The 19,303-nt window shown below is 35.2% G+C and carries 19 protein-coding genes, 5 tRNA genes and 1 riboswitch; of the genes, 19 read left to right on the top strand and 5 right to left on the bottom strand.

The genetic code is table 11. From position 1 onward, the window contains the following. Positions 1–41 precede the first annotated feature (41 nt). The 14 genes from alr to HMPREF2603_RS11545 all read left to right on the top strand — a co-directional run bounded on the left by alr (position 42) and on the right by HMPREF2603_RS11545 (position 8,190). Complete coding sequence (gene alr, locus HMPREF2603_RS11610) at positions 42–1,196, top strand: alanine racemase (protein ID WP_060804062.1); 1,155 nt, start codon at positions 42–44, stop codon at positions 1,194–1,196. Between the two features lie 80 nt (positions 1,197–1,276). Continuing rightward, entirely contained in the window at positions 1,277–1,444 is a 168-nt protein-coding gene (mazE, locus tag HMPREF2603_RS11605) for a type II toxin-antitoxin system antitoxin MazE (protein ID WP_023016097.1), read from the top strand. After that, positions 1,441–1,791 (top strand): type II toxin-antitoxin system PemK/MazF family toxin, encoded by a 351-nt coding sequence (locus HMPREF2603_RS11600; protein ID WP_031262808.1) that lies wholly within the window; start codon positions 1,441–1,443, stop codon positions 1,789–1,791. Before mazE ends, HMPREF2603_RS11600 begins: the two co-directional genes overlap by 4 nt. A 291-nt stretch (positions 1,792–2,082) precedes the next feature. After that, the gene (locus tag HMPREF2603_RS11595; RefSeq protein ID WP_060804063.1) at positions 2,083–3,084 is read left to right on the top strand and encodes a SpoIIE family protein phosphatase; all 1,002 of its coding nucleotides are present in this window, start codon (positions 2,083–2,085) and stop codon (positions 3,082–3,084) included. A gap of 75 nt (positions 3,085–3,159) precedes the next feature. Next, positions 3,160–3,486 (top strand): anti-sigma factor antagonist, encoded by a 327-nt coding sequence (locus HMPREF2603_RS11590; RefSeq protein WP_060804064.1) that lies wholly within the window; start codon positions 3,160–3,162, stop codon positions 3,484–3,486. A 1-nt stretch (position 3,487) separates the two neighbouring features. Next, positions 3,488–3,967, top strand: a complete 480-nt coding sequence (gene rsbW / locus HMPREF2603_RS11585; protein WP_023016096.1) for an anti-sigma B factor RsbW — start codon at positions 3,488–3,490, stop codon at positions 3,965–3,967. Continuing rightward, positions 3,942–4,712 (top strand): RNA polymerase sigma factor SigB, encoded by a 771-nt coding sequence (gene sigB, locus HMPREF2603_RS11580; RefSeq protein WP_002481747.1) that lies wholly within the window; start codon positions 3,942–3,944, stop codon positions 4,710–4,712. The genes rsbW and sigB overlap by 26 nt, the downstream gene beginning before the upstream one ends. 115 nt (positions 4,713–4,827) lie before the next feature. Further along, positions 4,828–6,978: a Tex family protein gene (locus HMPREF2603_RS11575; protein ID WP_060804065.1), complete on the top strand. Its 2,151-nt coding sequence runs from the start codon at positions 4,828–4,830 to the stop codon at positions 6,976–6,978. 7 nt (positions 6,979–6,985) lie between these two features. Beyond that, positions 6,986–7,438, top strand: a complete 453-nt coding sequence (locus tag HMPREF2603_RS11570) for a SprT family protein (RefSeq protein WP_060804066.1) — start codon at positions 6,986–6,988, stop codon at positions 7,436–7,438. Positions 7,439–7,707: 269 nt separating this feature from the next. Next, positions 7,708–7,790 (top strand) — tRNA-Leu (locus tag HMPREF2603_RS11565). A gap of 28 nt (positions 7,791–7,818) precedes the next feature. Beyond that, positions 7,819–7,892, top strand: a tRNA-Gly gene (locus tag HMPREF2603_RS11560). A gap of 13 nt (positions 7,893–7,905) precedes the next feature. After that, a tRNA-Asn gene (locus HMPREF2603_RS11555) sits at positions 7,906–7,980 on the top strand. Position 7,981: 1 nt separating this feature from the next. Beyond that, a tRNA-Glu gene (locus tag HMPREF2603_RS11550) sits at positions 7,982–8,053 on the top strand. A 48-nt stretch (positions 8,054–8,101) separates the two neighbouring features. After that, positions 8,102–8,190, top strand: a tRNA-Ser gene (locus tag HMPREF2603_RS11545). Between the two features lie 287 nt (positions 8,191–8,477). Here HMPREF2603_RS11545 and HMPREF2603_RS11540 read toward each other — a convergent pair. The 3 genes from HMPREF2603_RS11540 to HMPREF2603_RS11530 form a co-directional block, all read right to left on the bottom strand. Beyond that, positions 8,478–9,089: a hypothetical protein gene (locus HMPREF2603_RS11540; RefSeq protein WP_070469034.1), complete on the bottom strand. Its 612-nt coding sequence runs from the start codon at positions 9,087–9,089 to the stop codon at positions 8,478–8,480. A 445-nt stretch (positions 9,090–9,534) separates the two neighbouring features. Then, positions 9,535–11,577, bottom strand: coding sequence for a heavy metal translocating P-type ATPase (locus HMPREF2603_RS11535; RefSeq protein WP_070502117.1), 2,043 nt, complete (start codon positions 11,575–11,577; stop codon positions 9,535–9,537). 259 nt (positions 11,578–11,836) lie between these two features. After that, the gene (locus HMPREF2603_RS11530) at positions 11,837–12,328 is read right to left on the bottom strand and encodes a hypothetical protein (protein ID WP_261676392.1); all 492 of its coding nucleotides are present in this window, start codon (positions 12,326–12,328) and stop codon (positions 11,837–11,839) included. 200 nt (positions 12,329–12,528) lie between these two features. Here HMPREF2603_RS11530 and HMPREF2603_RS11525 point away from each other — a divergent pair, with 200 nt between their 5' ends. The 3 genes from HMPREF2603_RS11525 to menC all read left to right on the top strand — a co-directional run bounded on the left by HMPREF2603_RS11525 (position 12,529) and on the right by menC (position 15,738). Then, entirely contained in the window at positions 12,529–13,221 is a 693-nt protein-coding gene (locus HMPREF2603_RS11525; protein WP_070469032.1) for a hypothetical protein, read from the top strand. Positions 13,222–13,336: 115 nt separating this feature from the next. Then, entirely contained in the window at positions 13,337–14,725 is a 1,389-nt protein-coding gene (menE, locus tag HMPREF2603_RS11520) for an o-succinylbenzoate--CoA ligase (RefSeq protein WP_060804839.1), read from the top strand. 2 nt (positions 14,726–14,727) lie between these two features. Beyond that, positions 14,728–15,738, top strand: coding sequence for an o-succinylbenzoate synthase (gene menC, locus HMPREF2603_RS11515; protein ID WP_060804838.1), 1,011 nt, complete (start codon positions 14,728–14,730; stop codon positions 15,736–15,738). Here menC and yidD read toward each other — a convergent pair. Next, positions 15,729–15,986: a membrane protein insertion efficiency factor YidD gene (gene yidD / locus HMPREF2603_RS11510; RefSeq protein ID WP_060804837.1), complete on the bottom strand. Its 258-nt coding sequence runs from the start codon at positions 15,984–15,986 to the stop codon at positions 15,729–15,731. The two genes, menC and yidD, sit on opposite strands and share 10 nt — an antisense overlap. Before the next feature lie 77 nt (positions 15,987–16,063). Between yidD and ytkD the strand changes: the two genes are divergently transcribed. Then, positions 16,064–16,555 (top strand): RNA deprotection pyrophosphohydrolase, encoded by a 492-nt coding sequence (gene ytkD, locus HMPREF2603_RS11505; RefSeq protein WP_057509770.1) that lies wholly within the window; start codon positions 16,064–16,066, stop codon positions 16,553–16,555. After that, positions 16,521–17,294, top strand: a complete 774-nt coding sequence (locus HMPREF2603_RS11500) for an alpha/beta hydrolase family protein (RefSeq protein ID WP_060804836.1) — start codon at positions 16,521–16,523, stop codon at positions 17,292–17,294. Before ytkD ends, HMPREF2603_RS11500 begins: the two co-directional genes overlap by 35 nt. Positions 17,295–17,346: 52 nt before the next feature. Here the strand turns inward: HMPREF2603_RS11500 and pckA are convergent, their stop codons facing one another. Further along, positions 17,347–18,939 (bottom strand): phosphoenolpyruvate carboxykinase (ATP), encoded by a 1,593-nt coding sequence (gene pckA, locus HMPREF2603_RS11495; protein ID WP_002481257.1) that lies wholly within the window; start codon positions 18,937–18,939, stop codon positions 17,347–17,349. A 161-nt stretch (positions 18,940–19,100) separates the two neighbouring features. Continuing rightward, a riboswitch (SAM riboswitch) is annotated at positions 19,101–19,216 on the top strand. The last annotated feature ends 87 nt before the right edge of the window (positions 19,217–19,303 follow it).

The following is a 19,303-nucleotide window of genomic DNA, read 5'->3' as shown; positions in this document are numbered from 1 at the left end:
ATAGTAGTAATACATTTTACTTGGTTAAAGGAGATGACGCTATGGCGGATAAATTTTATCGCCCTACGTATTTAAAGGTAGACTTAGAAGCGATTTTAAAAAACTACCGAGTACTAGGAAAACTACAACCAAACAAAACAGTAATGCCTGTCATTAAAGCAAATGCATATGGACTGGGCAGTGTGAAAGTTGCACATTATCTAGAAAAACACGGTGCAGAATTTTTTGCGGTCGCTACATTAGACGAAGCAATTGAATTGCGCATGCATGGGATAGACGCCAAAATTTTAATATTAGGTGTCGTTATGCCGAATGATATTAATAAAGCGATTCAACATCGTGTTGCCTTAACCGTTCCTTCATACCAATGGTTGGAAGCGTTAATAGAGCAGATTGAGCCTGAAAATAAAAAAGATTTATGGCTGCATGTCAAAATTGATACAGGTATGGGGCGCCTAGGTATTAAGACACTTGAGGATTATCAAAAAATCGTTGATACAATCAATCAACATGATCAATTAGTTTTTGAAGGTGTGTTTACTCATTTTGCCCAAGCAGATGAAGATTCACCACATACACATGAACAATATCAAGTATTTGAAGATTGGGTGAATACATTACCACATCCTCCTTATGTCCATTCTCAAAATTCTGCAGGGACAATTCTGCATGAAGCGCCTATTTGTAATATGGTGCGTACTGGTATTTCGTTATATGGTTATTACCCGTCTGAATATGTAGAAGAAGTGACAAATGCAGTGCTTTATCCAAGCGCTTACTGGGCAACCGAAATTATGGAAATCAAACGTTTAAACTTAGGGGATACTGTCAGCTATGGTTCTACCTTTACTGCTGACCGAGCATTGAAAATCGCTATTTTAGGTGTGGGTTATGCAGATGGATTCCCACGCATGATGCAAGGAGCAACAGTAGAAATCAATGGCCATCATTGTGAAATTATCGGACGCGTTTGTATGGATCAAATGATGGTGGTTTTACCAGAAGATGACACATTTGAAGTTGGGGATACAGCAACGTTATTGAACCGCGAACATCAAGGACCTGAATCATTAACTTCATTGGCACATCAACAACAAACTATCAATTATGAAGTGCTTTGTCGTATCGGTAGACGTGTGCCAAGAATCTACGAACCAGAAAAAGAATTTGATATTGTCAACGAATTGCAAAAATAGTATGGTCATGAATTTTGAAATTTGTTATGATTAATTTGAATATTAGTTTAGAAGTTCTTTATTTCTTGGAGGTCTTACCTATGTCAACTTTTAATCAGAATAGAAGCTATAGTTTGGAACAGTCATTAAAAGAAGGCTATTCACAAATGGCTGATTTGAATCTCTCCCTAGCAACGGAGGCATTTTCAGTGGAATGTGAAGCCTGTGATTGCAATGAATCTTATCTTACATTTGATAAGGATGAATGATGAGGAGAGGCGATGTTTATTTAGCTGATTTATCACCAGTGCAAGGTTCTGAACAAGGGGGAGTTAGACCTGTTGTAATTATACAAAATGACACTGGCAATAAGTACAGTCCGACGGTAATTGTAGCCGCGATTACTGGGCGTATTAATAAGGCGAAAATTCCAACACATGTTGAAATTGAAAAGAGTAAATACAAATTAGACAAAGATTCTGTTATATTACTTGAACAGATTAGAACAGTTGATAAAAAACGTTTGAAAGAGAAATTGACTTATCTTTCAGATGAGAAGATGAAAGAAATTGATAACGCGATTGGAATTAGTTTAGGCTTGACACATAAAAATTAGGAACCGATTTCAATCATATGTGTAAACAACTAAATGAGAAGTGGTTGTATCAGTTTATGCTGAACAATCCAGTTCATTCAAATGAACGATTTAAAAGAGGTGAAGCAACATTTTCAGCCTGCTTAGCAACTTTGCTTATTGCTCGATTTTTATCATAGTGTGATACAGCATTTTACTATGGTGCTGAAATGTGACTTTCGACCTCTTTTTATTTCATCAAACAAGATTTAAATAAGTATGTGTGGTTACTGGGTAGACAGCGAAACTGGTATAAAGAGAGGGACAACGCAATTGGAAAATTTCAAAAAAAGATATATGCAATTAATGAAGTCTTATGTAGAGTCCTATAATAAGGAAACGGTTATTAAGCAATTTGAAGGCTTCGGTCAAGAAATTTTAGAAAAACATATCCATGCAGAAGATGTACTTGATATTCATAGAGAATGTGCCATAGAAATGGACTTAACTAAAGAACAAGTCTTCGCTACATTTGAGTTATTGAAAATTATCGCAAGTATTTTCGGATATAGCTATCAAGATTATCAAGAAATGGTAGATAAACTCTATTACCATGATAAAGAAATGGATTTAGCTTCACGTTTACAACAAACGATGCTGCAAACTGAGATACCTCAATTCGACAGTATTCAAATTGGGGTTATTTCTGTTGCAGCGCAAAAAGTAAGTGGGGACTACTTTAATTTAATTGATCATAAAGATGGAACGATGAGTTTTGCGGTAGCAGATGTCATTGGTAAAGGTATTCCTGCAGCGCTCGCAATGAGTATGATTAAATTCGGAATGGATTCATATGGGCATTCACAATTACCAAGTGATGGTTTAAAACGTCTGAATCGTGTAGTTGAGAAAAACGTCAACCAAGATATGTTTGTGACAATGTTCTATGGCTTATATGAAGAAATGAATCATTTATTATACTGCAGTTCGGCAGGTCATGAACCAGGTTATATTTTCAGAGCTGCCGAAGACAGATTTGAAGAAATCTCTGTCAAAGGACGTGTACTTGGCGTTAGACAATTAGAACGCTACAAGCAGCAGGAAATTCAAATTCATTTAAATGATTTGATTATTATCTTTACTGATGGTGTGACTGAAATCAGGGATGAAAACGGTAAATTTATAGAGACAGATTATTTATTAGATTTTATACATAAGTATAAAAATCTGCATCCGCAAGATATTGTACAGTTATTGTATGAAGATTTACTTGGCATTCAAAAGTCAGGCAAGCGTGATGACTTAACAATCTTAATTATTAAGCGAGTAAATTAAATAAAAATGATTAACCTTTAAACAAAATGGGTAAACTAGTGTTTGAAATATGAACAGACTGGAGTGTATCACTGAATGAATTTGAATATAGAGACACAAGAACATGATGGGTATTATGAAATTAAAGTCGGAGGAGAACTAGACGTTTATACTGTACCTGAATTGGAACAAGTTTTAACACCAATTAAACAAGAGGGTACACATGACGTATATGTTAACTTGACGAATGTAAGTTACATGGATTCCACTGGACTTGGTTTATTTGTAGGAACATTGAAAGCATTAAATCAAAATGATAAAGAATTATATATTATCGGCGCTTCAGAACGTATCAGCCGTTTATTCGAAATTACAGGTTTAAGCGACTTGATGCACGTAGATGAAGGATCGGAGGTAGAATGACATGGAAGCGAAGCGGAATGTAATTGAAATGAAGCTGCCGGCACAAGCTGAATATGTCAGTTTAATCCGATTAACATTATCGGGCGTGTTTTCACGTGCGGGTGCTTCATATGAAGATATCGAAGATGCTAAAATTGCGGTAAGTGAAGCAGTCACAAATGCTGTAAAACATGCATACAAAGAAGAAGAAATCGATCCCTCTATTTATTTATGTTTTGAAATTTACGATGATAAAATTAGAGTTGTTATTTCTGACCAAGGCAAGAGCTTCGATTACGAAGAGAAGAAAAAAGAACTTGGTCCATACAGTGAAAATGAAAATATAGACTTCTTAAGAGAAGGCGGATTAGGTTTATTCTTGATTGAGTCATTGATGGATGAAGTTAAAGTAAACAAGGACAATGGTGTAACGATAAGCATGATCAAGTATATAAAAAAAGAGCAGGTGCACAATAATGGCGAAAGAGTCGAAATCAACTAACGATATTTCACCACAACAAATCAACGAATGGATCAGACAACATCAGAATGAAGAAAATACCAGTGCCCAAGACAAACTTGTCAGACATTATCAAAAATTGATTGAATCTTTAGCTTTCAAATATTCAAAAGGACAATCACACCATGAAGACTTGGTTCAAGTAGGAATGGTAGGACTTATCGGTGCCATAAATCGATTTGATATCAATTTTGGCAGAAAGTTCGAAGCCTTCTTGGTGCCTACGGTAATCGGTGAAATTAAAAGATACTTAAGAGATAAGACTTGGAGCGTTCATGTTCCAAGACGTATCAAAGAAATTGGTCCAAGAATTAAAAAGACCACTGATGAATTAACAAATGAACTTGAACGTTCGCCATCAATTGCCGAAATCGCAGATAGATTAGAAGTTACAGAAGAAGAAGTATTAGAAGCGATGGAAATGGGACAAAGTTACAATGCGTTAAGTGTAGACCACTCCATTGAGGCAGATAAGGATGGTTCAACGGTCACGTTACTTGATATTATGGGTGAGCAAGAAGATGGTTATGATTTAACCGAGAAACGAATGATTTTAGAAAGAATCTTACCTATTTTATCTGATCGTGAACGTGAAATTATTCAATGTACTTTCATTGAAGGGTTAAGTCAGAAAGAAACAGGTGAACGCATTGGCTTAAGTCAAATGCATGTCTCACGATTGCAACGTAATGCAATTAAAAAGTTACAACAAGCGGCGAAGAAATAATGCCGAAAATAAAGAATCGCAATCTTTAGAAAGGGCTGAGATACATTATGTATTTCAGTCTTTTTCTATTCTTATGATACTATGGAAACAAGAAAATGAATTTGAGGTGCAGATATTGAATAACGAATTAATCAACTCAATTGAAAAACAACATCACTTTTCAAAAAAACAAATTACTGAAGTGCTAGCATTACTAGAAGAAAATAACACAGTTCCATTCATCGCACGTTATCGAAAAGAGCGTACAGGTGGACTAGATGAGGTCGAAATTAAAAAGATTGCCGACGAATATCATTACATGCAACAGCTTCAAAAGAGAAAAGAAGAAGTTTTACATAACATAGAACAACAAGGTTTATTAGATGACCAGTTAAAAGCGGATATTTTAAAACAAACGAAGTTGCAACGTGTGGAAGATTTATATAGACCGTTTAAACAAAAGAAAAAAACACGTGCAACAGAAGCTAAACGAAAAGGATTAGAACCTTTAGCAAAATGGTTGATGCAAAGTAGTATTGATCAATCACCTAAAACTTATGCAGAAGCATTTTTAAATGAAGAAGTGACATCAGCTGCTGATGCGTTAGCAGGTGCACAAGATATTATTGCAGAATGGGTTTCTGATAATCCTAAATACAGAAATAAAATTTTGACACAGACACAAAAACGAGGACTCATCACAAGTCAGAAAAAGAAAAAAGCAGAAGATGAGAAAAAGACATATGAAATGTACTATGAATTTTCAGAGCCGATTCATAAAATAGCCAACCATAGAATATTAGCGATGAATCGCGGCGAAAAAGAAAAAGTATTATCAATGAAGATTGAAATGGATACAGATTCATTAGAAAGAGAAATTGCACGCCAAGAAATTAAAGGTCAGCATGAAGGTACAACTTATATTGAAACGGCAATTAAAGATAGTATGAAACGTTTGATTATGCCATCAATCGAGCGAGAAATTCGCACTGATTTGACGACTAAAGCTGAGAATCATGCGATTGATGTATTCAGTGTTAACTTAAAACATTTATTATTACAACCACCATTGAAAGGAAAACAAATTTTAGGTGTTGACCCTGCATTTAGAACAGGGTGCAAATTGGCTGTAATTAATCCGTATGGTACGTTTATTGCAAAAGGTGTGATGTATCCGCATCCGCCAGTTTCAAAAACAGCGCAAGCAGAAAAAACATTTTTACAATTTATCAATGATTATGATGTTAAATTAGTAGCCATTGGTAATGGTACGGCAAGTCGTGAAACTGAACAATTTGTGGCTGACTTAATTCAAAAACATAACTTAGATGTTCAATTTATTATTGTGAACGAAGCGGGTGCGTCTGTTTATTCTGCATCTGAAATCGCAAGAACAGAATTTCCTGATTTCCAAGTAGAAGAAAGAAGTGCTGTTTCCATAGGACGTCGTGTACAAGATCCGTTGAGTGAATTAGTAAAAATTGATCCAAAATCAATTGGTGTAGGTCAATATCAACATGATGTTAACCAAAAAGCACTTGAAAATGCTTTAAATTTCGTAGTAGAAACAGCCGTTAACCAAGTTGGCGTAGATGTGAATACAGCTTCACGTTCATTATTGCAACATGTTTCAGGTTTATCACCGCAAATCGCACAAAACATTATTGATTATCGCGAAGAAAATGGTGTCATTAACCATCACAAACAAATTGCCAAAGTAAAACGTCTAGGCCCTAAAACATTTGAACAAAGTATCGGATTCTTACGTATTGTAAATGGTAAAGAGCCGTTAGATAATACATCAATTCACCCTGAGAGTTATGCGATTGCATATCAATTATTAGAGCAACAAGGTTTGAGTGCAGAAGATCTAGGTACAACACATCTTAAAGAGGTATTGAACAAACTAGACTTAAAACAATCTGCTGAGCAATTAAACGTAGGTCTACCAACTTTAGAAGACATTGTGGCTGCGTTGATAGCACCTAATCGAGATCCACGTGATGAATATGAAACGCCGATTTTAAAATCCAACGTATTATCTTTAGAAGATTTAACCAAAGGAATGAAATTGAGCGGTACTGTTCGAAACGTCGTTGACTTTGGTGCATTTGTAGATGTCGGTGTTAAACAAGATGGCTTAGTGCATATATCTCAATTAGCGAAACGTTTCGTGAAAAATCCAATGGATATTGTCAATGTAGGAGATATTGTAGATGTTTGGGTACTTGATACAGATACAGTAAAAAATAAAGTTTCATTGACAATGATTAATCCTAATGAGTAATAACTGGATGGATAATGAGAAGTTGCAACAACTTACAGAGAAAATTTCCAGACAATCATTTGGATGGGAATTCAAACACGAGGCTTATTTCAATAATAGGTTAAGAACAACAGGCGGAAGATATTTGTTGCAGTCTCATAATATCGAAATCAATCCGAAACAATATGAACAGTTTGGAGAAGCGGCTATTATTGATATTATCAAACATGAACTATGTCATTATCATCTCCATCTGCAAACACGAGGTTACCAACATAAAGACAAAGATTTTAAGAAGTTAAGTCAAAAAGTTGGTGCACCAAGATTTTGCAGTGCTGTTAAAAGTTATGAAGAACGAGCGAACTATGTATATCAATGTCAATCATGCAAAAAATCTTTCTTGCGCATTAAAAAAGTGAATACACGAAAGATGGTTTGTGGTCATTGTCACGGCAAGTTAAAACTACAAAAGAAATTATAGTAATCAATACCGAGTATCTAAGGTGTTATGCCTTGGATGCTCGGTTTTTTACTACGATTAAAATAAAAATAAGGAAATATGAACTTTAGTGTTGACTCAACTCTGAGAATGTTATATGATAGTTCATGTCCTAAAAAAAACGACATTAAATATTTGAAACGAACTTTAACGCTATGTTAAAAACTTTTAAAAAGTTATTGACATGATATTACGAGAGTGTTACAATAGAGTACGTTGTTAAAATAAATGATTAATGAAATCAAACCCAAGCGGTCGTGGCGGAATGGCAGACGCGCTAGGTTGAGGGCCTAGTGGGAGAGATCCCGTGGAGGTTCAAGTCCTCTCGGCCGCATCAACATTTCATTAATTAACGAATATATGCGGGTGTAGTTTAATGGCAAAACCTCAGCCTTCCAAGCTGATGTTGTGGGTTCGATTCCCATCACCCGCTCCAAATTACTTATTATTCCACAGTAGCTCAGTGGTAGAGCTATCGGCTGTTAACCGATCGGTCGTAGGTTCGAGTCCTACCTGTGGAGCCACGGCTCCTTGGTCAAGCGGTTAAGACACCGCCCTTTCACGGCGGTAACACGGGTTCGAGTCCCGTAGGAGTCATTCAATCAGAAACGAATTATCGTTTCTGATTTTTTAATTTGTATACATGGAGAGTTGTCCGAGTTGGCCGAAGGAGCACGCCTGGAAAGTGTGTAGGCGCCACAAGCGTCTCGAGGGTTCGAATCCCTCACTCTCCGTTATTATCATAAGACTAAATTGAAATTAATTATAACTTACGTTTTAACTCAATATAGATGCTTTGTTTTTCTCTAACTTCTTGGATATCAAGGGGTTAGAGTTTTTTGTTTTAGAATCTTTTTTATTTTAAAGAATTGGATTAAGTAAAGCTGTCAAAAGAGAAGTGTTTTTAGATATTTGAACGTAGAAAAATGAGGATATAGACATAATATAAATAAAACTACTGCTAAAATCGTATTATAGCAGTAGTTTTACAAAATATTAATTAGAATTAATAACCTAATAATTATTCATGTGGAACAGCATCATCTTTTGGCAGTCCAGTTTCTGGATCTAGTTGATCATCTGAATATGCTGGACCTTCTGAAATTCCAAAATTTCCATTAGGAATACCTGTGTAGCCATGTTGTTTAGCTATATTTGCATTAGCACGCATCTGTTGTTCTATTGAAGGTTCTTGTAAACCATAAGGTGATTGTTTACTTAATTCTCTTAAACGCTCGATTTCTGCATCCGATGGATTATCCATATCTATCCCTTCGTTGATTGCTTGTTGTCTTGCTTGGTTAACTGGTAATTGTTGTTGGTGTATTTGTTCATTAGCTTGAGGACTATCTTGATATTGTTCATTAGTACTTCGCTGTGAATTTGGTGCTCCTAAATTTGCTTGATCGTTTACAGACTCTTCATTAACTTGTTCTGTAGATTCGCTATTTTCTTGTTTTTCTTGATTATTATTTTGTTCATTTTTTTTCTTCTGTGTTTTTTCATTATTTTTATTCTCTTTTTCATGTGTTTTAGTTTCGTTTTTCGCAGTTTCTTTATTACTTTCATCACTATTACCACAAGCAGTTAATAGTAATAGGGAACTAAATAACGGTATAAGTAACTTTTTCATGATTGGTTCTTCCTTTTCTATGTATTTAGTTATTTAATACCCATTTAAGTTAAAAGGAATCAACTAAATCAATTTTAATGTGAACTATTATTTGTTATCATTATAAAATTTCTTGTGTCGAAAATAACGCTTAGTGTATAATGCATTTGAATACAACACATGTGAATAAAAGTAGGAGTATACATGCCTATTTAAGTTGAATGATTCAAAAAGGAGAGTTCATGCCTGTTTAAAGTTGAAGATTTCTAAAGAGGAGAGTTCATGCCTACTTAAGTTGAATTTTTAAAAGTAGTAGCAAATTGATGCATAATCATTTGGCTTTTTTATTTTTGTGAAGAGTCCTTTTCCCTTTGTAACTGGTCAATAGTACAAATAAATAGGTATTTACTAAAAATAACCACTTTCATAAATTGTTGATGAAAGTGGTTATATCTCATTGAATCATTTATTTTAATTTTAATGTGAAAGCATTAATCGCAACGATAATTGTACTTAAAGACATGAGTATTGCTCCGACAGCAGGTGAGAGTATTATACCCATAAAGGCTAGTACACCAGCTACAAGAGGTACTGCAATGATGTTATATCCAGCACCCCACCATAAGTTTTGAACCATTTTCCGCATTGTATTTTTTGATAGGGTAAGGAAGTTAATAATATCAGAAGGATTACTTTTGACAAGTATGACATCACCTGATTCAACAGCTACGTCTGTACCTGCACCGATTGCCATTCCGATGTCTGCTCTGACTAAACTTGGCGCATCATTAATGCCATCGCCGACCATCATTACTTTACTGCCTTTTTTCTGATAATCTTTTATGATTCTTTCTTTATCTTCAGGCATTAATTGCGCATGAACATCTTTAATTCCCAATTCTTTAGCCACTGCTTGTGCTACTTCATGATTATCTCCTGTAAGCATAACTGGTGTGATGTTTTTCGCTATTAAATCTGAGACCATTTGTTTTGAACTTTCTTTGATTTGATCTCCTAGGGCGATAATGCCAATCACTTGTTGTTCATAAATTAAATAACTAATAGAGTTACCTTGCTGAGCAAGTTCTTTAAATTGTTTTTTATTATACTTCAAATCCTTTTTATCTAAATATGAGGCATTTACAATTTTAATTTCTTTACCATCAACACTGCCTTCTAATCCCACACCTGAAATATTATTAACATCTTCAGGATATGAATAAGAAATGTTTTCTTCTTTTGCATATTCGACAATTCCAACAGCGAGCGGATGTTCAGAGCTGCTTTCTAATGAAGCAAACAAACTTAATATTTCTTTATGACTAAATTCGTCAGTAAAACTTTCATAATGGTTAACTGAAAAAATTCCTTCAGTTAATGTACCTGTTTTATCCATCATAATATAATCGATGTGTTGTGCGATTTCTACAGATTCTCTATTTTTTATAATTAATCCATTATGTGCACCTATAGAAGTAGAACGTGCTGTAACTAAAGGTATAGCTAAACCTAAAGCGTGCGGACAAGCAATGACCAATACAGTTACTAAGCGTTCAAGCGCAAAATCAATATCGTTTTGTATCAGCATCCAAACAATAAACGCAATTAATCCACTAATTACTGCAAAATAAAATAAGTACCCTGCGACTTTATCAGAAAGAAGTTCAGCATCTGATTTATCATTTTGAGCTTGGCTTACTAACCCCATAACTTGAGATAAATAGCCATCTTCTCCAGTTGCAGTTACTTTAACTTGAATTGTACCAGAACCATTCATTGAACCACCGATGACTTTATCGTTCTTGTTTTTTAGAACTTTTTTAGATTCTCCAGTAACTAATGATTCATCAATCGATGTTTTACCTTCAACAATTACTCCGTCTGTTGGAATACTTTCACCAGCTTTGATTTCTACAATATCACCACTATGAATATCCGAGATTTTAAGTTTTTGACGTTGACCATCCTCAGTTACCTTAACTGCAGTATTGGGGAGTAGTTCGGCCATTTTTTTAAGGGCACTACTAGCACTGCCTACTGCGTTCATCTCAATCCAGTGGCCTAATAACATAATTATAATTAAAGTTGCTAACTCCCAGAAGAAATCCATTGTATGCGACGATGAATCACTAAAGTTATTCATGTAAAATGCATATAAACTATAGAAATAAGCTACTGAAATACCAAGTGCTACTAATGTCATCATGCCTGGTTTTTTAGAAGCGATTTCATCCTTAGCGCCTGATAAGAAGGGCATACCACCATAAAAGAATAAAATGGTCGATAGAATTAAAACAATCCAGTCTGATCCAGAAAAAGTAACTTGAAATGGTAATTGAATACCCATCATAGGTGATAAAATAATAATCGGTATCGTGAAAATTAAAGAAATAAAGAATTTACGCTTAAAATTCCCATGATGATGCATGTGATGATCGTGACCGTTATCAGTCGTATGTTCATGGTGTTTATGTTGTTCATTTTTATGTGTATGTTCATGACTCGACAAAATAATACCTCCTAAATATATTGATATAGTAAATACAACTTTAGTATAACATATACGGTATAGGGGTATGGAGTATATGCAATTATGTTTCTTTTCGTTAAGCAATCATCCACTCAGAATTACGTTTCAATCAATAGCAATTATGTTCATTCAAAGAGCGTTTGCTTATTTTGTTATGAGCTATATAGGTTCATATAACGCTAAGTAGTAGATAGTTAAAGAAATAAAAACATCCACTCCGATATGAAGTGGATGCATCTTATGGTTTATTTTCTTTTTCTGTTGTATTGATCTCTGGATGATTGATCTCATCAACACTTTTTTGGCTGAAACGATAGATTTTTACCATTGCTGGTTTGGATAATGCCAAGAATGATAAAAATGTTGCTAAGAATGAAAAGTGTGTCACGTTTAGTACGAATAACATCGGCACAAAAATTAAGACAAAAAGTGCAATGAATAATATCAATGGCAGTATTTTGATTAATATATTTTTAACTGTACCTTTAGTTAGGCGAGTCAGTATGAACAGGATTATCCCGATTAGAAATAAGGGGATAATGATTGTAGTCAAAGTTGCGACATAAGCTTCAGCATATCTATTCCAATCAAGATGAATAATGTAATACATAGAAGAATCAGTTGGAATATCTAGTCTGAATAAGTTACTACCGTAATTTTTGTATAAATAGTAGACGATAAGTAGTAATAATATAATTGAGCCGCAATATTTCATGATAGTGCGTGGCATTTTATTAGATGATTGGCGCAAAACAATTTCCTCATTTCAAGCAATTTCTATTATTATCTTATAACTCTATATTGAATACAATAGAAATAGAGAAATAGATACGACTTTTATACGAGGTTCATGATGAATACGCGTGGTACAATAGTGGTAAGAGTAATATAAGAAAAACTTTAACATTATTTCGAAATAAGGTGATAGACATGAAACGCTCAGATAGAAATCAACCTGATTATGACCGCTATAATCGAGACCCACGTGACTCAAGAGATGGACACGATCCAAGATATCGTGATACACGTGAAGAAGAGTACCGCAGACGTTCTGATGAAGATGGTCGTTATTATAATGAACGTGATTACAGACGTGAACGTATGTTGGAAGATGAGAATCGTAAAAATAGTAAATGGAAAAAAGGTTTGGCCGCAATTGTAGTTATCTTATTGATTGTTGTAGCAATATTTATAGTTAGAAATATGATGCAGCCAAAAGATAGCACAGAAACCGCAAATCAAAATGCGCAAACACAACAAACACAACCTAATAGCTCACAAACTCAAAAACCAGTGACAAATAACTATAAAGAAATCATTCGTGAGAAAGAAACAGTCATTAAAGAAAAAATTGAAAGTGCTAAAAACAACATTCAAAATGGTCAAAATAGCCAGAATGCGATTGAATCTGCACAAAATGAAGTTAACCAATTAAAAGATAAAGCTTCAAATGCGACAGATCAAAATGTCACTGACCAATATCAAAATGCGGTTGATAAATTAAAACAAGCAAACCAAGCGCAACAAAATGGTGAAAATCAATCTAAAATAGACAGTTTATTAAATGATATCGATAGTAAACTACAAACGATTAAAGATAAACTAAGTCAACTGTTCAATTAAATATGAAAGAAATGAGAGGGTGTAACGCGCATCCTCTTTTTTCAATTCGAAAATTAAGGGAAACTACTTGAATTTTGTTATGATAGATAGGTAGAGATTATGGGAGGAAGATAGTATGGATTTTTGGTTAAAACAAAGCGCAGAGCGTGTTCCTGAAAATATCGCATTAGACGATGGAGCAACAAAACTTACATACGCGAGCGTGTATCAATCAGCAAAACAATATGCATATGTATTTAAACAACTGAATCAAAAGAGAATTGCATTTTATATAGATAATCGTATAGATGCGGCTTTAATGATTTATGGTGCATGGTTAGCTGGTATAGAAGCAGTCATGATTAATACACGACTTACATACAAAGAAATTAAAGCGCAACTTAAATCTGTACACACAGATATAATCATTGCCACATTACCATTAGAATTAGATGATTTTACCATTATAAATTGGAGTGAAGTTGAACAACGTCGCTCAACACAAACTTATGAGACTGAACTGGATTTAAACCGTATCGCTTCGATTATGTTTACTTCAGGAACGACAGGTCCGCAAAAGGCAGTACCCCAAACTTTTAATAACCATTTAGCGAGCGCGAATGGATGCAGAGAAAGCTTAGGTTTTGATAGTAATACGAAATGGTTATCCGTCTTGCCGATTTATCACATTTCAGGTTTAAGTGTGTTACTGCGCAGTATCATTGAAGGTTTTACAGTCAGATTAATGCAGAAATTTGAAACAAAAACGGTATTAAAAGCGATTCAAAGTGAACAGATTACCCACATTTCACTCGTGCCGCAAACTTTAGGTTGGATGATGGACGCAGGTTTAACACGACCTTATCAACTTCAAAAAATACTGCTTGGCGGTGCGAAATTATCTGATGATTTAATTCATAACGCCTTGAAAGCGGATTTACCGATTTATAATTCATTTGGTATGACAGAAACGTGTTCACAATTTTTAACCGCTTCTTCATCCATGCTTAAACAAAATCCTAACACAGTAGGGAAACCGAGCCCTAACGTTCAAGTTAAGATTATCAATCCAAACCATGAAGGACATGGAGAACTCTTATTAAAAGGTGACAACGTTATGGAAGGTTATCTATATCCTGAAAATTTGACAGATGTATTTGAAGATGGCTACTTTAAAACAGGTGATATCGCAAGTGTAGATATGGATGGCTTTGTGATGGTTTATGACCGCAGAAAAGATTTGATTATCAGCGGTGGAGAAAACATTTATCCTTATGAAATCGAAACAGTTGTGAAACGTTTTGACGGTATTACAGATGCAATGTGTTATGCCAAAGATGATAATACTTGGGGACAAGTGCCGGCATTATATTATACGAGTGAAAAAGATATAAATCATGACGCATTAGATACCTTTTTAAAAGAGGAATTAGCGAAATATAAAGTGCCGAAATATTATCAACAAGTGACAACATTGCCTTATACATCTACAGGTAAATTAAAACGTGGAAAGCTAGAGGAATAAGCATGCGTTTTGAATCTATTCTATTTTATACGTATGAAGCAGCATTTAAGCATCAGATTAAAACGCCTAAAGTCACTCTAGAAACAAGAAAAGTCTTAGTGATCGGATTGAAAAATGAGCACGGACAAACATATTTCGGTGAATGTAATGCCTTTGAAACAGATTGGTATGATAAAGAGACAATAGAGAGTGTGTATGAAACATTGAAACAATGGTTTAATACAGTCCTCAAAGATAAAGAGATAGAAACCTTTGATGAAGCTAAAGTATTGTTGAACCACTTGAATCACGTACCCGCAGCGAGAGGTACTGTTGCGATGGCGTTATATCAAGTTTTCCATCATCTTCCTTCATTCGAGGTTCAGTATGGTGCAACGATAAGTGGTTTATCAACTGAAAATTATCAGCAATTATTAGAAACAAAACCAAAGCGTATTAAATTAAAGTGGTCGCCAAAAGTTATTGCTGACATCGAACAGCTACAAAATTTACCATTTAACCCATGGATCGCATTAGATGCGAATGAATCTTTAACGAATCAAGATATAGCAACTTTAAAAAAAGTTCAAAACCTTGAAGATATCTTGTATATCGAGGAGCCTTTTAAGGATTTAGAAATGTTGAAAACCTTATCTCCAAAAGTTATCCCACCTGTAGCAATAGATGAGAAAGCAAGAGATGTCTCAAGCATTTTAACCTTGATTGAACAATATCCGATTGATACAGTGATTTTAAAGCCTTTCAGACTTGGCGGCATAGATAAAATATTAGATGCGATAGACAGCTTGCATCGACAAAACATTAAAGTAGTGATCGGCGGTATGTATGAATATGGATTAAGCCGCTATTTTACTGCTTATCTAAGTCAGTATGCTGACTATCCTGGGGATGTAACGCCTTATGGCTATTATTTTGATCAGGAGTTTACACAAGAAAACGGCATATTAAAAAGGGGACACTTATACTTTGCGCCCCCTGAAATTGATGTGGATCAATTAAAAATTTATTCATGATGATGGTGATGATGACAATGTTGATGTTTGTCATGCTTTAATGGCACTGGGTCAAATCCACCTTTATGAAGCGGATGACATTTTGAAATACGTTTGATACCAAGCCATGTTCCTTTGATTGGGCCATGGATTTCAATAGCTTCTTTTGTATAGTTTGAACATGTAGGGTAGAAGCGGCATGTAGGAGGTGTCAACGGTGAAATAAAATGTTGATATACCCATATTAAGCCGAGTAATAGCTTCTTCAAATTAATCCCTCCAACTGATTTGTCTCAATTCGTAACGAATCTATTTTAGCATATATAATAAAAGGATGTGATAGAACGTGATTATACATGATCAATTTGATAAAGAAATTCGGTTGAATTTTACACAACCACAAGATAAACCAAATGGGGAACACGTTCTTGCGATCGCATTTCTCAATGATAGTTATCTTTTAACTAGACATAAAAAAAGAGGTATAGAATTTCCAGGTGGGAAAATAGAACAGGGTGAAAGTAGCGAATCAGCAATTGTTCGTGAAGTCTATGAAGAAACTGGCGGGATTGTTGCTGAGATGACGTATGTTGCGCAATATACCGTATATCACCCAGAAGGAACGAAATGGTTTACGAAAGATGTCTTTGCGGTGCAAGTAGACACTTTAGAAAGTAAAGACGATTATTTAGAAACGGCAGGCCCTGTGACGTGTAAACATTTAGATGAAATTTCGGATGAAGAAAAGAGTTTCTTATTAGAAGACGAAGCGATATTAAAATGTGTAGAAAGAGTGATAGAACTTGGACTTTATCAAAAGAAAGAGGATGCCGATTGATCTCACAACGCATCGTGGTGAAGAAGTAACTTACCTTGTAGATAATTTACGAGTCAAAGGACTTATGATTACACCTAAACAGTCTGTAAAGCGCATTGTAGTCTATTTACGTGGCGGTAAAGGAAAAGTAGGGCGTGTCAGAACTGGACGTTTATTACAGTTTGCGAATGATCATACATTAGTTTTCGGACCTTACTATCGCGGTAACAATGGCAGTGAAGGCAGAGATGAATTCAGTGGTGATGATTTGCATGATGTGACACAAGCGATCCGTATATTAAAAATATTATATCCAGAAACTTTTGTGCATATAATTGGTTTCTCTCGAGGTGGATTACAAGGATTATTAACATTCCAAGATTTACCAGCAGACAGCTATATTACTTGGGGCGGTGTATCTGACTTGCATTTGATGTATGAAGAGCGAGTGGATTTAAGAGGGATGTTACGTCGTATGGTAGGGCATCCTAAAAAAGATTTAGCTGCTTATCAAGAAAGAGAAGCTTTACAATATATTGACGCAAATAGTTCACCGATTTTAATTATTCATGGCGGTGAAGATATTCAAGTTGGTATTCATCAAGCTTATTATTTAGAAAATTACTTGAAAAAAATCGGACATCGTTATCAAACGTATTATCAACCTAAGGAAGGACATATTCCGAGACCGAAAGCATTAAAACAAGTATTACAAGTGATACATCAATGGATGGACGATGTTGAAGCAAAAAAGATATAAAAATTCCGAGAAAGGGGTGACCTCTCTCGGAATTTTTTATTTCTATATTTAATTAGGCTTGGAATCCGCCTTTTTCAGCGATTTCATCGTTTTCTTCACCGAATTTCTTAAAGTTTTCAACGAAACGTGATTTCAAGTCTTCAGCTTGTTCACGGTATGCGTCTTTATCACTCCAAGCGTTGATTGGTTGTAGAATTGAATTTGGTACGTCTTCAATTTCAGTTGGAATACTTAAACCGAATGCTTCGTCTTTTTCGAATGCAGCATCTTTTAAGTCGCCTTTAATCGCAGCGTCTACCATGCGACGTGTATATTTAAGGCTGATACGACGACCTACGCCGTATTTTCCACCAGTCCAGCCTGTATTCACTAAGTAAACATCCACATCGTGTTTATCGATTAATTCACCTAATAATTCTGCATAAACTTTAGGGTTTAATGGCAAGAACGGTGCACCGAAGCAAGTTGAGAATGAAGGAACTGGTTCAGTAATACCACGTTCAGTACCTGCAAGCTTAGATGTGAAACCACTTAAGAAGTGATACAGTGCTTGTGCTTTGTTTAATTTAGAGATTGGCGGTAACACACCAAATGCATCTGCAGTAAGGAAGATGATTGTATTTGGGTGTGCAGCTTTAGATGGTTTAGCAATGTTTTTAATGTAATCAATCGGATAAGCAGCACGTGTATTTTCAGTGTGCTCGTTATCATCGAAATCAACTGAACCATCATCAGCAACGACTACGTTTTCTAAAATTGTACCGTAGCGGATTGCGTTGAAAATTTCAGGTTCTTTCGTTTTTGAAAGGTTGATTGCTTTAGCGTAGCAGCCGCCTTCAATGTTGAAAATACCATTTTGGTTCCAACCGTGTTCATCATCTCCGATTAATTTACGGTCAGGTGCTGCAGATAATGTTGTTTTACCAGTTCCTGATAAACCAAAGAATAAAGCAACATCACCTTTTTCGCCAACGTTGGCTGAGCAATGCATACTCATGATGTCTTGTTGTGGTAATAAATAGTTCATGACTGAGAAAATACCTTTTTTCATTTCACCCGCATATTCAGTTCCCCCGATTAAGATAACGCGGTGTTTGAATGAAACAATCACGAATGTTTCTGATTTTGTACCATCTACTTCAGGATTAGCTTTGAAGTGTGGTGCTGAAACAATTGTGAAGTTTGGTTTGATTTTTTGAGCTTCTTCTTTTGAAGAAGGGCGGATGAACATATTTTTCGCGAATAAATTATGCCATGCCATTTCGTTCACTACTGTTAAACGTAGTTGTGTATCTTCGTCGCTGCCTGCATAACCATTGAAGACATAAAGTTCATCTTTTTGATCTAAATAGTCTAAAACTTTGTCGTAAAGTCTTAAGAATGTATCTTCTTCAATAGGTTGGTTGATTGAACCCCAGTCAATCGTATCTCTATAAGAAGGTTCATTTACAATAAATTTGTCTTTAGGTGAACGTCCAGTGTATTGACCTGTCAGTGCATTGATAGCCCCAAGCTCTGTCAGTTCCCCTTCGTTGTTGTCCAGAATCTTGTTGTACAATTGTGTAGTTGTGAGTTGGAAAAGTGATGAAGACTTTCCAATCAAATGATCCAACTTATTACGGTTAGTTTGTGCATCTACTGCCATTTTAAAAACCCCTCCAGCGCGTAAGTATTGTTAATAATTGTAAGCCTTTACATTTTCATAGTATAACATAATATGCCGATTATTCCATAACAGATTTAAGATTTTAGACATATAGAATTGACAAGCCTAAAGAGTTTGGGTAGTATTGTGATTAACGGATTCTCTTATCCTGAGTGGCGGAGGGACATGGACCCAAAGAAGCCCAGCAACCTCTCCTTATCGGAGAAAGGTGCCAAACCGTTTGCAAATGTCATTAAAGATGTTTGAACGATAAGAGCGAAAGGACGTTTAAGGGCTTTCTCTCTATGTTTATATAGTTTGAAAGTCCTTTTTTATTTGAGCTCGTAGATAGAGAATTTTCGTA

The sequence above is a fragment of the Staphylococcus sp. HMSC055C03 genome, from assembly GCF_001809385.1.
Lineage (GTDB): Bacteria > Bacillota > Bacilli > Staphylococcales > Staphylococcaceae > Staphylococcus > Staphylococcus simulans.
The sequence above is the reverse complement of the archived record's forward strand: the minus strand, read 5'-3'. Positions and strand labels throughout refer to the sequence as shown.